Below are 13,411 nucleotides of genomic sequence, written 5' to 3' on the forward strand. Positions count from 1 at the left end.
CGCCGGCGTGGCCGAGCGTTCTTCATATTTATTGAGTATTTTCACTGTGGTCAGCCTTGTGGCGGCCACCTGGACGGGATGATGACTTCTCTGCGCCCCCTTATTTTCCTGCTCGCCGGCGTTCTTGGCCTGGCGGGTTGCAGCGTTCACCAGCCGGTGTCGCTGTATCAGCTGGACAGCGGAAGTCCGGCCCAGCCTGCGCAAAGCGCGGGCATGGCAGTTTTGCTGGGCCCTGTGATCGTTGCCGATTACCTGCAACGGGAAACCCTGTTGCAGCGTCAACCGGATGGCAGCCTCCAAGCTTCGACCGATGGTCGCTGGGCCGGAAGCCTTTCGTCGGACATCGATCAGTTGCTGTTGCGTCAGGTTGCCGGGCATCTGGACAGTCAGCGCGTCGTGCTGGCGCCGGCCACTGTGGGCTTCACCCCGGATGTGCAGGTGCTGTTGACCATTACGCGTCTGGATTCTGGTCAATCGCAACCGGCGATCCTCGATGCGCAATGGCGTCTGATCGACCGCCGTGGCCAGGTGCGCGATAACCGCATCGTCCATCTGCAAGAGCAGCATGCCGGCACCACCGCCGCGCAGGTGCAGGCGCAAGGCGTGTTGTTGCAGCGTCTGGCCGAGCAGTTGTCGGTAGCGCTCAAGCCGTTGGCCAATCAGCCACCGGTCGCCGAAGCGCCGCGCAAACCGGCACCGAAACCGGCAGCACCGGCGGCGGAAGCCGAGAAGCAGCCGAAGATACCGATGGCTTCGCCGATTCGTACGGATATGGAAGTGTTTCGCTTCTAAGGCTGGATCGAGTCAGGACAGAGCCCGCCTTGTGCGGGCTTTGTCGTGTCTGGGCGTTGGTGGGACATGCATTGGTGTCCGACTCGAAAAGCCCCTCACCCTAACCCTCCCGAAACGTCGGACCGCCCGGAGGGAGAGGGGACTGATTGGGGGATATTCGGGAGGTACGCCGACTTGAAAGCTCGGCTGTGAATCCATAATCGACTCAAATTTTCAGGTCGACGGATAGCGTTATACACCTCAGTCAGTCCCCTCTCCCTCTGGGAGAGGGCTAGGGTGAGGGGCTGTTTGACGACGGGTGATATCACAATAACGCCACAAACAAAAAGCCCGCAGACAATCACTCGTCTGCGGGCTTCTTCACATCAAGGGCAAGGCCTCAGGCCCGACGCTCATGCATCCGCGCCAGTTGCCGCTCAAGCATCGACGGATAAGGCTCCATCAATCGCTCCACACAGCAAGCCCCTTCAGGGCTGGCAATCGGGCGGATCCGCGCACGCTGACGGATCAGCGCGTCGTCACCGATCTTGCGCTCCACCAGCAGCAGGTTGCGGCTGTGTTGCGACAGAGCCAGGGCGTCCTGGGCGGAGTCGGTCAGCAACAGGTCGATCTGGCTCAGGCCGAACAGCTCGTCGCCAAGTGTCAGGCCCAGCTGCAATTGCAGGGTGATGCCGCTGTCGGCGACTTCGATCTGCAACTGGTGGCCCAGCGCCCGCAGCAGCTCGCCGCAGCAGATAGCGTTGGTCAGGTAATCGTCGCCGCTGTCTTCGGTGTGGAACAGCATCAGCGTGCTGCCGTCGTTCAGGGTTTCGATTTCGCCCTGATACAGCGAAGCCGCCTGTTCCAGGCAATCGCGATAACGATCCTGCAACTCTTCCAGACGTGCGCGCGGCAAACGGCGCAGTTGCTCTTGCGAGCCCAGTTGCACCGCCAGCACCGCCGTGTGTTGCGGCACGCTTGGGGTCGGTCGGCGCACTGCCGGTTGCGCGGTTTCGTCCAGCGACTCGTCACGCAGATCGGCGAACGGATCTTCGTCATCGTCGTCTTCAACGGTGCTGACCACATGGCGTGGCGCAGGCTTCTGCGCGGCCATCGGGCGGCTCTCGTCGAAGCTCGGATCACGCAGGTTGCGCACTTCGAATTCCGGCTCGTCGTCCTCGAACTCGGGTTCCGCCTCAGGCTCCGGTTCGGCCGGCTCCGGGGCGTAGTTGGCGTGCAACTGGCGGGCAAGATCGCCGATCTCGTCCTGACGTTCGATACCCGGCGTGTATTCGTCGATCCGGCGCAACCACACGCGCAGTTGCAGCAGCGGCGTGGAGATGTGCCGGCCCAGACGCAGGCTCAGGGCCAGTGACAGTGCCAGCAGGATCGCACTCAGGATACCCATGCTTTGCAGGCTGATGGTCATCGGCTGCTGGAACTGATCCATGTCCAGGCTAATGCGCAGTTGCCCGGCGGTCACGTCCTGGAAAGTGATCTTGCTCTCGTACATGCCCTCGGCTTCGCCCAGCAGGCCGTGCTTGGGCCGCTGACCGGACTCGGCGAGGATGCGGTTGTCCACGCTGTAGATGGCGGCGTGGGCCACCAGCTTGTTCTTGGTCAGGTTGTTGAGCAGCACGTTGAGGCTGAGTATGTCGTTGGACACCAGCAGCTCGGTGGCGGAGGTGGCGGTCTGCGTGGTCAGGCTTTCGCCCAGCGCATCGGCCTGCTCGTGCATGGCCTGCTTGAACTGCAGGCCCATCACGCAGGCATAGATCACCAGGGCCAGGGCGACCAGGATCACGTTATGGCTGGCAATGCGCAATGCAATCGGTACACGGCGGTGGCGCAGTGCACGGAAGATCAGCAGGAAGAAGTTATCGGTTTTAACTGGCGTGGGCCGGTTCACTGAGCTCGGCTCTTTTGTCCGTGAAGTTGACGCGCAGTATAGCGACAGGCCCTAGACCGGCAAAGCGCTGGCGGTGCCCGATGGTCACTGAAAGTGGGTAGAATGCGGTTTTTTTCCAGTTGCGGGGGTGCGCGTTGCGCGAAATCGTCCTGATTAACATCACGGGAGTCGACCGTCCGGGTCTGACGGCGGCCATTACCGGTGTTCTGGCCCAGGGTGGTGTGAATATCCTCGACATCGGTCAGGCGGTGATCCACGACATGCTGTCGTTCGGCATCCTCGTGGAAATCCCCGATTCCGAGCAAGGCAAGTCGGTGCTCAAGGACATCCTGTTCAAGGGCTATGAGCTCGACCAGCAGGTGCGTTTCACCCCGGTGTCCGAAGAGGATTACCAGCAATGGGTGGGCAATCAGGGCAAGAAGCGTCATATCGTTACTCTGTTGACCCGCAAGGTCACCGCCGGCCAGTTGCAGGCCGTGAGCTCGATCACCGCCAAATACGGCCTGAACATCGACCATATCGACCGTCTGTCGGGTCGTATGCCGCTGGACACCCCGGCTGACAAGGGCAAGGGCTGCATCGAATTCTCCGTACGCGGTGAAGCGGCCGACCCGCAGGCCCTGCGCGCCGAATTCCTCAGCGTGGCTCAGGAGCTGAACGTCGACATCGCCTTCCAGGAAGATTCGCTGTTCCGTCGCAACCGTCGTCTGGCGGTGTTCGACATGGACTCGACCCTGATCGAAGCCGAGGTCATCGACGAACTGGCCAAAGCCGCCGGCGTCGGCGATCAGGTTTCGCAAATCACCGAGCGGGCAATGGCCGGCGAGCTGGACTTCCGCGCCAGCTTCAAAGAGCGTCTGGCGCTGCTCAAGGGGCTGGATGTCAGCGTGCTCGACTCGATCGGCGCCTCGCTGCGCCTGACCGAGGGTGCTGAAACCCTGTTCGCCGAACTCAAGCGTCTGGGCTACAAGACTGCGATCCTGTCGGGCGGCTTCACCTACTTCGCCAAACAGTTGCAGGCCAAACTCGGCATCGATTACGTGTTCGCCAATGAACTGGAAGTGGTCGACGGCAAGTGCACCGGCGTGGCAATCGAGCCGATCGTCGATGCTCAGCGCAAGGCCGATCTGCTGAAGCAGCTGGCTGAAAAAGAAGGTTTGCGTCTGGAGCAGACCATCGCCGTGGGCGACGGCGCCAACGACCTGCCGATGCTGGCGATTGCCGGTCTGGGCGTGGCCTTCCGCGCCAAGCCGCTGGTCAAGCAGTCGGCGAAGCAGGCGATCTCGACCCTCGGTCTGGATGGCGTGCTGTACCTGCTGGGCTTCCGGGATCGCGACGGGCAGCTCTGACATCGGCGCAGGATCGCAGCCTTCGGCTGCGGTCCTGGCTCAAAGGGATTTCCACAACGAGTCGAAATCCTCTTCGCTCCCGCCATTCCTGGCGGTTTCCAGCGAGCGATAGGCAAACTGATTGAAACTGTGAGTGCTGGCCACCCGCCGATCCAGCCCGGCGCGATGCTCTTCGCCCTGGGTGTTGATCAGCACTTTGTTGCCTTCCTGAAACGGCAGCCGTGGCGTCAGCAGCGTCGCCGGCAAGTCGATCGCACTGATCTCCGGTAACAGCAAACCGCGCAGGTACTGGCTGTGATCATCCCGCGAACGCACCAGTTGCAAACCGCACGGCCGCGCATGGGGCGCCACCAGTTCGATGCCCATTTGCGTACCGGCGCCGCGCACCTGGCGGATCCAGCGCACCACGGCAATGCTCCAGCCCTGATTGAGGCTGTCCTGAATTCCGACCATTTCCCCGGCCTGCAATTCGGCGGGTACATCCTTCGGCCAGGCCAGACAATAACCGCCGGGGCTGTGGTTGATCACCGGCAAGGCGTAGGTCGGGTAATGCGGCGGACTGTCGGCGTCGTCTTCATCGTCGATCAGCGGTTCGTAACGAATTTCCTCGTAGGGCAACAATTCATCGGATGTGCTTTGCGGCGCGGCATCGAACGCCTGGCTCCAGCTGTCCTTTTCGCCCTGAACCACCGCTCGGCTGAAATTCGCCGCACGGGCGCCGGGGTGCTTGAGCAGTTCGCTGAAGGTGCGTTCGCCGCCGAGGTAGAAGTGCAGGGCGCTCATGCCGACGCACACGGTCAGGTTGCCCTGGCCGACGGTGCGCTGGAAGCTGCGTTCGGCAGCTTCGCCCCAGGTGGCGTGCAAATGTTGCAGGGTGTCGAGCGTCAGGCCGGACGGCACGGGCAGCGGCGTGGTCGCATCCTGATGCAGCAGGTGGGCCTCGATGGCGTTCACCAGTGGTTGTGGATCGAAACCGAGCAGACTGGCTTGTTGCTCGCTACGGAATTGGGAGCGGTAACGCGGGCCGGCGTCGATCTCTGCCGAAACCGCGAACAACCCCTCGCCCGGATGGGCGGGATGCAGTTTCAGCCACGCACTCCACGGCTCCACTACTTGGGCCAGGCGCGCGATCTGATTCTGCCGCAACTGATTGCAACGGGCGCTGCCCAGCAGCAGGGCGGCGAGGTAGGTCTGTTCGACACTCAACTCGGCGGTGAGGCTGGCAAGGTCGTCGCGCACCCGGCGATGTTGCAGTTGCAGCTCGCAGGCGCAGCGAAACAATTGATGCAGTTCGAACCACAGCTGTTCCGGTGCGGCGCTGTACAGCTGCGTCGCGCGAACCAGTTGTCCTTTGAGCGCGTGAGCCGCCCGTTGCAGCGCTTCGCTCACCAGGGCTGCGCGATCCCGGGAATACTTGGGCGCGATCCGCAGAATGATCTGTTTGTAACCGATGGCCAGCTGACTTTGCAGGGCCTGGCACAGGTTGCTGATCTTGCGTGAGCGCTCATCGAGCATGATCGCCTGATGCAGAAAATGCCGTTCCAGATGCTGGCAGACGAAGTAAACCTCGGGTCGCAACAGTTCCAGCAGATGCAGGCGATTATCGCTTGGCGTCAGCAATTGATTGAGCTCACCTAAGCCTTGATACAGCAGGCGCGCGGTTTCGCCGATGTTTGCTTTCGGCAGGTCGGCGATCCAGCGCTTGAGGTCGCGCGGGGTGGCTTCACAGAAGGACAGGCGCAACTGCGTCGGGGTCGGGGCGCTCAGTTTTGGTTGGGAACGAGGCTCACTCATGCCGTGACAAGCTCCGGCGGCGAATAGGGCAATGCCAAAAACTCTAGCAGTTGTGGTCTGTTTCGCAGGCGATTGTCAGGGTTTTTTACCGTTGGTCTGCTGGCCTGGTGCCATTCCCGCAGGCGCTACTAGGCTCTCAGACGTGCGATCGGAAACGCACGGTTGCACGGCCTGCCGTCAACGTCGGGGCAGGTCTCCCGAAACTTCAAGGAGATGAGGTTCATGTCTAAATACGCAGTGGCAAATCAATGGGGCGGTAGTTCGGCACCCTGGCATCCGGGTGGAACCTGGGTGCTGGGCGCGCGGGACAACCAGAACGTCGTCGCGATCGAGATCAAGTCCGGCGACGGTGGCAAAACCTTTAACGGCACCATGACTTGCGCCGGCGAAGGCCCTATTGGCTTCAAGGCTCAGCGCACTGGCCAGAACCAGTACAACGTCGAAAACCAGTGGGGTGGCAACGATGCCCCGTGGCACCCAGGTGGCAAGTGGGTGATCGGCGGGCGGGATAACCAGAATGTTATCGCGTTGAGTGTCACATCCAATGACGGAGGGAAAAACCTCAGTGGCACCAATACCTACGCCAACGAAGGCCCGATCGGCTTCCGTGGGCAGATAGAGTAACGGCGCCACTCAGGTCGTGTCCGCCCCTTCGCAGACGTGCGAAAGGGCGGATCAACAGGTTCAGGCGTTGGACAGTGCCAGGGCCTGACCCATCTGTACCGGCGAGCCGGCTCTCAGTTCTTCAACCCATTTCACCTGATCTGGCCCGAACAGCACGATCGCGGTCGAACCCAGCTTGAAGCGCCCCAGTTCCGCACCTTTTTCCAGATGAATCGGCGCACGGGCGGCTTCGTCGTAACGGAAGGTTTTCAGCTCGCGCTTCGGCGGCGTGACCAAACCGGCCCATACGGTTTCGATCGATGCCACGATCATCGCGCCCACCAGCACCACGGCCATCGGCCCGCGCTCGGTGTCGAAGATGCACGCCACGCGCTCGTTGCGGGCGAACAGTTCAGGAACGTTTTCCGCGGTGGTCTGGTTGACCGAGAAGATCCGGCCCGGAATGTAGACCATTTCGCGCAGGGTGCCGGCCAGCGGCATGTGCACGCGGTGGTAGTCCTTCGGCGACAGGTAAACAGTCGCGAATTCACCGCCCATGAACGGCGCCGCATTGGCCGCGTCGCCGCCCAGCAGCTCCAGCACGCTGAAGCTGTGGCCCTTGGCCTGGAGGATACGACCGTGTTCGATCGGACCGAGCTGGCTGATCGTACCGTCGGCCGGGCTGAGGATTGCGCCCGGGGTCTGGTCCAGTGGACGTGCGCCGTCTTTCAGCGCGCGGGTGAAGAAGGCGTTGAAGTGCTCGTAAGCGGTCACGTCTTCAACCAGCGCCTGCGACATGTCCACTTGATAACGCTTGGCGAACCAGGTGGTGAAGGCATTCTTGAACCAGCGCACGCGGCACTCGGCGACGCAGCCGGCCAGGCGCGACAGCAGGTGATGAGGCAGCAGGTACTGGCTGATGATAAACAAACGCTCTTTCATGACTGTCCTTAAAAATCCTTAAAGCTCGACGGGGGTGTCGGGGTGGTTGCCCCATTCGCCCCAGGAACCGGCGTAGCCCTTGACCCGCGGATAACCGAGGGCCTTGGCCACCAGATAAGTGAAACCGGACCGGTGATGGGTCTGGCAGTGGGTAATGATCTCTTTGTCCTTGGTGATCCCGAGGTTTTCGAGGATCTGCGGCATGTCGGTACGGATGCGCAGTTGGCGCGCCTGATCCATGCCTGCCGTCCATTCGAAATTGACCGCGCCGGGGATGTGCCCGCCCTTGGCCGCCAGGACCTTTTCGCCGGAATACTCCAGCGGGCCTCGAGCGTCCCAGATCGCCAGGTCAGCGGCGCCGAGACGGCTCTGCAGGTATTCGCGGGTGGCGGTGGGTTCCTCGTGCAGGGTCAGGGCAACCGGGCCGCCCGCCGCTGGAGGAATCTGGATCGACATCGGCGAGCCTTCCGCCAGCCACGCCGGCAGACCGCCGTCGAGGTAGTGGTATTTGTCATGGCCGATCACGTCGAGCAGCCAGATGAAGCGCCCGGCCCAGCCGCCGCCTTCGTCGTCATAGACCACGTAGACCGCGTCTTTGCGATGGCCGAGTTCACCGAACAGTTCTTCGAGTTTCTCTTTGCTCGGCAACAGGCCCGGAGCCGGCGCCTGACCCAGCTGGGTGCGTTTCGGATCAACAAAACGTGCGCCGGGAATGTGTCCCTCGGCGTAGCGGGCGGCACTGGTCAGATCCACCAGAATCAGATCGCGGGATTCGAGGCGCGGCAGCAGGTCGCTCGGCTCGATCACCAGGGCCAGGCCAGAGAAATCAGACATGTGAGGTCTCCAGAGCACAAAGGGGAAGGATTGTAGCTGTCATTGGCCGCGCTGGCTAAAACTGTGCAGGGCTTTCTCGATGCACTGCGCGGTTTTGCCGAAGGCTTGCACGGTGATGTCGGCGAACGGCCCGCCACCCTGGTCGGCGACCACGATCATGATCACCCGGCCGTTGTTCACCAGTGAACGCAGGAACAGGTGCTCGCCCCGGAAAAGCGTGCGCAGCGAGGGCGGCAGCAGGGCGGAAAACTGGGCATTGTTGTCCGGGGTGATCCGCACTTGCGCCTGCTGCGCGAGCAAGCGTTGCAGCACCGAACTCTGGCTGACAACGAAATTGAGCGCAGCGGCTTCCTTCGGCAACCCCGAGGTTTGATGGACGCGCAGATTGGCGTGGCTGCGGTCGGCCATCAGGATCATCACCCGGCGCATGCCGCTGGCGACCAGCGCGTCACGGGCGGCGACAGTCAGGCTCATGGCATTGGTGAAGCGGCTTGGCACGGCCAGCAGCTCGGCGCATTGCCGGCGCCACTGGGTCAGATCTTCAGCGGATGGCGCCGCAGCCGGCAGCATTCCGGCAGGCAGACGACGGGTGCCCCACGGCCAGAGCAGCGAAACCGCCGGGTGCCACAGATCCGGCATGGAATGATGGCGAGCGCTGACGGCGGCCTGTTGGTGCAACTGTTGTTGCACCTCGTCCATCGAGATTTGCAGATAGAGGCTGGTCAGGAATTGCCAGCGCTCGCTGTGCGGACTGTCCCAGGCCTGTTGCGCCGAGAGTGCCAGACCGTTGGCCAGTAACACGGTGTTGGCCGGCTGATTGAGCCAGCGACGCAGGGTCGGATCGTCGTCGAGGCGGTTTTGCTGGCGCAACGGATGATCCACATCGCGGGCAATGCGCAGGACCTTGACCAGTTCGCGCTGCTCGGTCAGCAGCAGCCGATAACCTTGTTGCACCCAGATCGGCAGACGCCAGGCTTCCACCAGCGCTTCGCCGATTTTCAGCAGGCGCACGCCGAACAGCTGCTTTTCCACGACGCGCGCTGATTCGCCCTTGTGGATAACCCGCACTTCCCACTCTTCAAGCAATTGGGGAAAGGTCAGTGCCAACGGCCACAGCGGCGACAGAAACAGCAGGCTGCCCCAATGGATGTCCTGCCACAAACGTGCGAGGCGGCTGGCGAAAAAGCCGTTGGCCTGTTGCGTGGCGTGCTGGCTGATCATCTGCAACTGGCGCAGGGCCTGGGGGATCTGTGCGGAAGGTTCGGCGGGCAGGCGCGCGAGCAGTTCTTCGGTGCGGCCAAGGCCGAGGCGATTGATCGCCACTTCGAGGTTTTCCGCCGGCGCAGTCATGTTGCCGTGGGTGTGGCGGTTGGCTTCGCGGATGATGCTCAGAGCCAGTGCCGGGCTGTCCTGCATCAGGTCGGCGATGTCGCGCAGCGAGCTGCGGTCATCGCGAATCGCCCGGCAGACCCGGTCATGGGCATCTTGCGGCACCGGCAGGCGAACGCTGTCGAGCAGCTTCACCCAGCCATCGAGTGTGGTCGGTTTTACGTGTGGGACGTTCGTTTCATTAGCCATGTCTGGACGAGATCTTCACTGACTGTAGACGCGCCCGGCATGGGCTAAATTGGCTTTTCGCCTGAACTGGCTATAGTCTGGCGCAGTTTTGCCGATAAGTAGAAGAAGAGATTTTTTAACTTCCGAATATGACCTTGAACCCGACTTAAACAAGTACCTTTCTACCTATGGCTAAAATTATCGGCATCATCGTCGTATTCGCGAGCGTGCTCGGCGGATACGTGCTCTCCCACGGCAAGATTGCCGCCCTGATCCAGCCTTTCGAGGTAATGATCATCGGTGGTGCTGCACTCGGTGCATTCCTGCAGGCCAACCCCGGCTACATGACGATGCACGTGCTCAAGAAATCCCTGAGCATGTTCAGTTCGCGTTTCAGCCACACGTTCTATCTGGAAGTGCTGGGCCTGATCTACGAGATCCTCAACAAGAGCCGCCGCGAAGGCATGATGGCCATCGAAGGCGATATCGAAGACGCCGCCGCGAGCCCGATCTTCGCCAAGTACCCGGCGGTGCTGAAAGACGAACGCATGACCGCGTTCATCTGCGATTACCTGCGCATCATGTCCTCCGGCAACATGGCTCCCCATGAGCTGGAAGGCCTGTTCGACATGGAACTGTACAGCCTGAAGGAAGACCTCGAACATCCGTCCCACGCGGTGAACGGCATTGCCGACGCCATGCCGGGTTTCGGTATCGTCGCGGCGGTACTGGGTATCGTGGTGACCATGGCCTCCCTGGGTGAGGGCGATCAGAAGTCCATCGGTCTGCACGTGGGTGCGGCACTCGTGGGTACCTTCTTCGGTATTCTCGCGGCGTACGGTTTCTTCGGCCCGCTGGCGCACTCCCTGGCGCACGATGCCAAGGAAGAGCTGAACGTCTACGAAGCCATCAAGGCCTCGCTGGTGGCTTCGGCTTCCGGCATGCCGCCGTCGCTGGCTGTCGAGTTCGGTCGCAAGGTGCTGTACCCGGCTCACCGTCCAAGCTTTGCCGAGCTGGAACAAGCCGTTCGCGGTCGCTAAGTCATGGAAAATAACCAGCCGATAATCATCAAGCGCGTCAAGCGCATCGCCGGCGGGCATCACGGCGGGGCGTGGAAGATCGCCTTCGCCGATTTCGCGACGGCGATGATGGCGTTCTTCCTGGTGTTGTGGCTGCTGTCCACCGCGACCCCGGAACAGAAGATCGCCATCGCCGGTTACTTCAAGGACCCGGTCGGTTTCTCCGAGAGCGGCACGCCGTACATCATCGATCTGGGCGGCACGCCGACCCTGGCGCCGGAAAACACTCTCAACCCTGAAGTGAAGTCGCAGCCGCAACCGGACAAGGTCACGGTCGACACCGAACAGGTTGAAGGCATGGCCGAGCAGGTCGAGAAGGAACGCCTGGAACTGTTGCTGCAGGAACTGCAGAACAAGGTCGACGAGAACCCGCAACTGCAGAAGTTCAAGGACCAGATCCTGTTCGAGATCACGCCGAACGGCTTGCGCATCCAGATCATGGACGCCGAGAACCGACCGATGTTCGACTCCGGTTCTGCACGCCTGAAGCCGTACTTCGAAGACATCCTGCTGGCCATGGCCGACACCATCAAGGCGGTGCCGAACAAGATCAGCATCAGTGGTCACACCGATGCCAAGCCTTACGTGGGCAACGGCGATTTCGGCAACTGGGAGCTTTCGGCCAACCGTGCCAACGCCGCCCGGCGTGCATTGGTGGCGGGCAGTTATCCGGATGCTCAAGTGGCGCGGGTTGTTGGTTACGCCTCGTCGGCACTGTTCGACAAGGAGAACCCGTTCAACCCGGTCAACCGCCGCATCGACATCGTGGTGCTGACCAAAAAGGCCCAGGCGGCCATCGAAGGTTCGCAAGGTGCCGACCCGTCGCAACCGGCAGATCAAGGCCAGAACGGCGCCGCGCCGGCCACCCCGGTCGACCCGAACGCCTTGCCGGCGGATCAGCAGCCGGTACCGGCCCACGAGTTGCGCGAACGGCTGAACCTGTTCGACGACCCGCTGCCGAAACCGACCGAGCCGGGCGCAGCGGCACCAGCCCCGGCGCCTGCTGCACCGGCTCCCGCGCCGAAGCAGTGACCCACAAAAAAGCCGACAGCGATGTCGGCTTTTTTGTGTCCGGTGGGAAGGCTGGTCACAGACGTATTCCCTGCGGCGCTCGGGCTGACTAAAACCCGCGTCGAATACGGTTTTTCAGCGCGTCATGAAACACTTCGGCGTTTTGTCGGTTGGCGGTTCGCGCTGACTGATTTGCCGTGACCGAATCCAGGGTCATGGAGCGCTTGACGCTTCCTTCGGTGCGGTAAGCATCGATGAAGAAGTCCAGATCCCGATCGGTGCTCAGCTTTGGCCATTTGTCCAGGTAGTGCGGAAGCTCCGCCGGCCCGGTTCTGAACGAGCAGATTCGTCGGTGGCTGATGGTCGCCTCGCCGATTTCGAACGGCACCCACCACGACAGTGCGGTCTTTTCCGACACCACGGCCAGCAGGTGGCTGCACTCGGTGATGTTACGGGTGATGACACCCGTGATGTCGTCGGTGGTCTGGGACTCAGGGTCCAGTACATCAAGGTAGGTCTTGATATTGGCCAGAACCAGGCGGCTGTTGATGGCAATCGCCTGAGCGCGATCGCCGTGGCGGTAGCTGATGAATACGGGCATCAGAAATGTCCTTTGAGCGCGAGCTCTCGGTAATAGGCGCCGAGTGCGGTGAGGCGGCAGCCAGTGGAATTGAGGGCGGCGTAATACATGTGCTCGGCGTCGACCGGTTCGATCAGGCTGTGACGGTTGCACATCTGCAACTGTTTGAAGACATCGCCGTGATCGGGATCGAATGCCGCTTCGGTGGGTTCGTAGCTGGGATCGAGCCGGAAGACGAAGCTCGGCTCGGGAAACCAGTCCTTGAGCTTGCGCAGTGTTTCTTCGGCAATCAGCGGCGCGACTTCGCGCAGCGGTACAAATTGCGACACGTTGGTCTTGAACACCGGCCGCTGTTCCCATGCCCCCAGCGCATTGTCGACAAACGAATACACACTGCCCGGCGTGACCTTGCCCAATACATTGGCTGCGCCGCCGTGCAGGGCTTGCAACAGCAGATCGGTGAACACCCCGTGGCCACGGCTTTCCAGCGCCGATTGTTCTTTCTTGCAGGCCGTCAGGATGGTCATGCCTTCGCCGATCACGCTGCTGCCACCGCGCAGACTGCGCATGGCACCTGCTGCGCCGGCCTGGCAGCAATCCAGGATGATGATCTTGTTCTTGATGTGCGGTGCCTGATCGGCCCACGTCAGAATGTCGCTGATGCGAATGCCTTCGCCGCCGTGCCGGAAGTCCTGTGGAATCAGCAGTCCTTCGTCGATGCTGGTGTCGAACTGGCCATGGCCTGCGAAGTACAACAGCGCCACATCGCAGTCGCCGGAAAACAGCTCCCGGATCTGTTGCTTCATCGTGTCGAGTGTCAGGTTCTCCTCGGCTGAAGTCAGTACCTTGCTGCTGAAGTTCGGCCGCCCGTTGGCGTGGCGCTCCAGTACCGAGGCCATTGCCATCGCATCGTTGTTACAGCCGCTCAGTGGCGCGACGTGGGTGTAGTGGTTGATGCCGATAAACAGTCCCTTGCGCATGG

General features: G+C 61.8%; 12 protein-coding genes. 5 read left to right on the plus strand and 7 right to left on the minus strand.

Annotated features, from left to right (window positions below; all coding sequences use genetic code 11):
* Nucleotides 1–81: 81 nt before the first annotated feature.
* Nucleotides 82–792 carry a membrane integrity-associated transporter subunit PqiC gene (locus CAF74_RS11895; RefSeq protein WP_085746491.1) on the plus strand — a complete coding sequence of 237 codons (711 nt, stop codon included), beginning with the start codon at nucleotides 82–84 and terminating at the stop codon, nucleotides 790–792.
* A gap of 379 nt (nucleotides 793–1,171) precedes the next feature.
* On the opposite strand, the gene CAF74_RS11900 is transcribed toward CAF74_RS11895, so the two are convergent.
* Nucleotides 1,172–2,680, minus strand: a complete 1,509-nt coding sequence (locus tag CAF74_RS11900) for an AhpA/YtjB family protein (RefSeq protein ID WP_085746492.1) — start codon at nucleotides 2,678–2,680, stop codon at nucleotides 1,172–1,174.
* A 134-nt stretch (nucleotides 2,681–2,814) separates the two neighbouring features.
* On the opposite strand from CAF74_RS11900, the gene serB reads away from it, so the two are divergent.
* Entirely contained in the window at nucleotides 2,815–4,029 is a 1,215-nt protein-coding gene (gene serB, locus CAF74_RS11905; RefSeq protein ID WP_039766615.1) for a phosphoserine phosphatase SerB, read from the plus strand.
* 39 nt (nucleotides 4,030–4,068) lie between these two features.
* Here the strand turns inward: serB and CAF74_RS11910 are convergent, their stop codons facing one another.
* On the minus strand, nucleotides 4,069–5,823 hold the full coding sequence (locus CAF74_RS11910) for a molecular chaperone (protein ID WP_085746493.1): 1,755 nt from the start codon (nucleotides 5,821–5,823) through the stop codon (nucleotides 4,069–4,071).
* A 222-nt stretch (nucleotides 5,824–6,045) separates the two neighbouring features.
* Between CAF74_RS11910 and CAF74_RS11915 the strand changes: the two genes are divergently transcribed.
* Nucleotides 6,046–6,447 carry a lectin OAA gene (locus CAF74_RS11915; RefSeq protein WP_085746494.1) on the plus strand — a complete coding sequence of 134 codons (402 nt, stop codon included), beginning with the start codon at nucleotides 6,046–6,048 and terminating at the stop codon, nucleotides 6,445–6,447.
* Nucleotides 6,448–6,507: 60 nt separating this feature from the next.
* Here CAF74_RS11915 and asd read toward each other — a convergent pair whose 3' ends face one another.
* From asd to CAF74_RS11930, 3 genes are read right to left on the minus strand one after another with little or no spacing between them, the layout of a single operon-like run.
* On the minus strand, nucleotides 6,508–7,368 hold the full coding sequence (asd, locus tag CAF74_RS11920) for an archaetidylserine decarboxylase (protein WP_085746495.1): 861 nt from the start codon (nucleotides 7,366–7,368) through the stop codon (nucleotides 6,508–6,510).
* 18 nt (nucleotides 7,369–7,386) lie between these two features.
* Nucleotides 7,387–8,202: a rhodanese-like domain-containing protein gene (locus CAF74_RS11925; RefSeq protein ID WP_064379082.1), complete on the minus strand. Its 816-nt coding sequence runs from the start codon at nucleotides 8,200–8,202 to the stop codon at nucleotides 7,387–7,389.
* Between the two features lie 39 nt (nucleotides 8,203–8,241).
* Entirely contained in the window at nucleotides 8,242–9,780 is a 1,539-nt protein-coding gene (locus tag CAF74_RS11930) for an HDOD domain-containing protein (protein WP_085746496.1), read from the minus strand.
* Between the two features lie 167 nt (nucleotides 9,781–9,947).
* Here CAF74_RS11930 and motA point away from each other — a divergent pair, with 167 nt between their 5' ends.
* Nucleotides 9,948–10,799, plus strand: coding sequence for a flagellar motor stator protein MotA (gene motA, locus CAF74_RS11935; protein WP_007952169.1), 852 nt, complete (start codon nucleotides 9,948–9,950; stop codon nucleotides 10,797–10,799).
* Between the two features lie 3 nt (nucleotides 10,800–10,802).
* A complete protein-coding gene (gene motB / locus CAF74_RS11940) occupies nucleotides 10,803–11,870 on the plus strand; it encodes a flagellar motor protein MotB (protein WP_085608491.1) in 1,068 nt (355 codons plus the stop codon).
* An 88-nt stretch (nucleotides 11,871–11,958) separates the two neighbouring features.
* On the opposite strand, the gene CAF74_RS11945 is transcribed toward motB, so the two are convergent.
* Both CAF74_RS11945 and CAF74_RS11950 read right to left on the minus strand, forming a co-directional pair.
* On the minus strand, nucleotides 11,959–12,450 hold the full coding sequence (locus tag CAF74_RS11945; RefSeq protein ID WP_085746497.1) for a toll/interleukin-1 receptor domain-containing protein: 492 nt from the start codon (nucleotides 12,448–12,450) through the stop codon (nucleotides 11,959–11,961).
* Nucleotides 12,450–13,409 carry a caspase family protein gene (locus tag CAF74_RS11950; protein ID WP_085746498.1) on the minus strand — a complete coding sequence of 320 codons (960 nt, stop codon included), beginning with the start codon at nucleotides 13,407–13,409 and terminating at the stop codon, nucleotides 12,450–12,452. Before CAF74_RS11950 ends, CAF74_RS11945 begins: the two co-directional genes overlap by 1 nt.
* Between the last annotated feature and the right edge of the window lie 2 nt (nucleotides 13,410–13,411).

Origin of the sequence: Pseudomonas sp. R45(2017), assembly GCF_002112305.1 — a bacterium.
Classification (GTDB): Bacteria; Pseudomonadota; Gammaproteobacteria; order Pseudomonadales; family Pseudomonadaceae; genus Aquipseudomonas; species Aquipseudomonas paraglycinae.

Bases quoted from the DNA above. Each gene is read 5' to 3' on its own strand.
- CAF74_RS11915 (WP_085746494.1), top strand. From the start codon at position 6,046: ATGTCTAAATACGCAGTGGCAAATCAATGGGGCGGTAGTTCGGCACCC.
- CAF74_RS11895 (WP_085746491.1), top strand. From the start codon at position 82: ATGACTTCTCTGCGCCCCCTTATTTTCCTGCTCGCCGGCGTTCTTGGC.
- asd (WP_085746495.1), bottom strand. From the start codon at position 7,368: ATGAAAGAGCGTTTGTTTATCATCAGCCAGTACCTGCTGCCTCATCAC.
- motA (WP_007952169.1), top strand. From the start codon at position 9,948: ATGGCTAAAATTATCGGCATCATCGTCGTATTCGCGAGCGTGCTCGGC.
- CAF74_RS11925 (WP_064379082.1), bottom strand. From the start codon at position 8,202: ATGTCTGATTTCTCTGGCCTGGCCCTGGTGATCGAGCCGAGCGACCTG.
- CAF74_RS11910 (WP_085746493.1), bottom strand. From the start codon at position 5,823: ATGAGTGAGCCTCGTTCCCAACCAAAACTGAGCGCCCCGACCCCGACG.
- motB (WP_085608491.1), top strand. From the start codon at position 10,803: ATGGAAAATAACCAGCCGATAATCATCAAGCGCGTCAAGCGCATCGCC.
- CAF74_RS11950 (WP_085746498.1), bottom strand. From the start codon at position 13,409: ATGCGCAAGGGACTGTTTATCGGCATCAACCACTACACCCACGTCGCG.
- CAF74_RS11930 (WP_085746496.1), bottom strand. From the start codon at position 9,780: ATGGCTAATGAAACGAACGTCCCACACGTAAAACCGACCACACTCGAT.
- CAF74_RS11945 (WP_085746497.1), bottom strand. From the start codon at position 12,450: ATGCCCGTATTCATCAGCTACCGCCACGGCGATCGCGCTCAGGCGATT.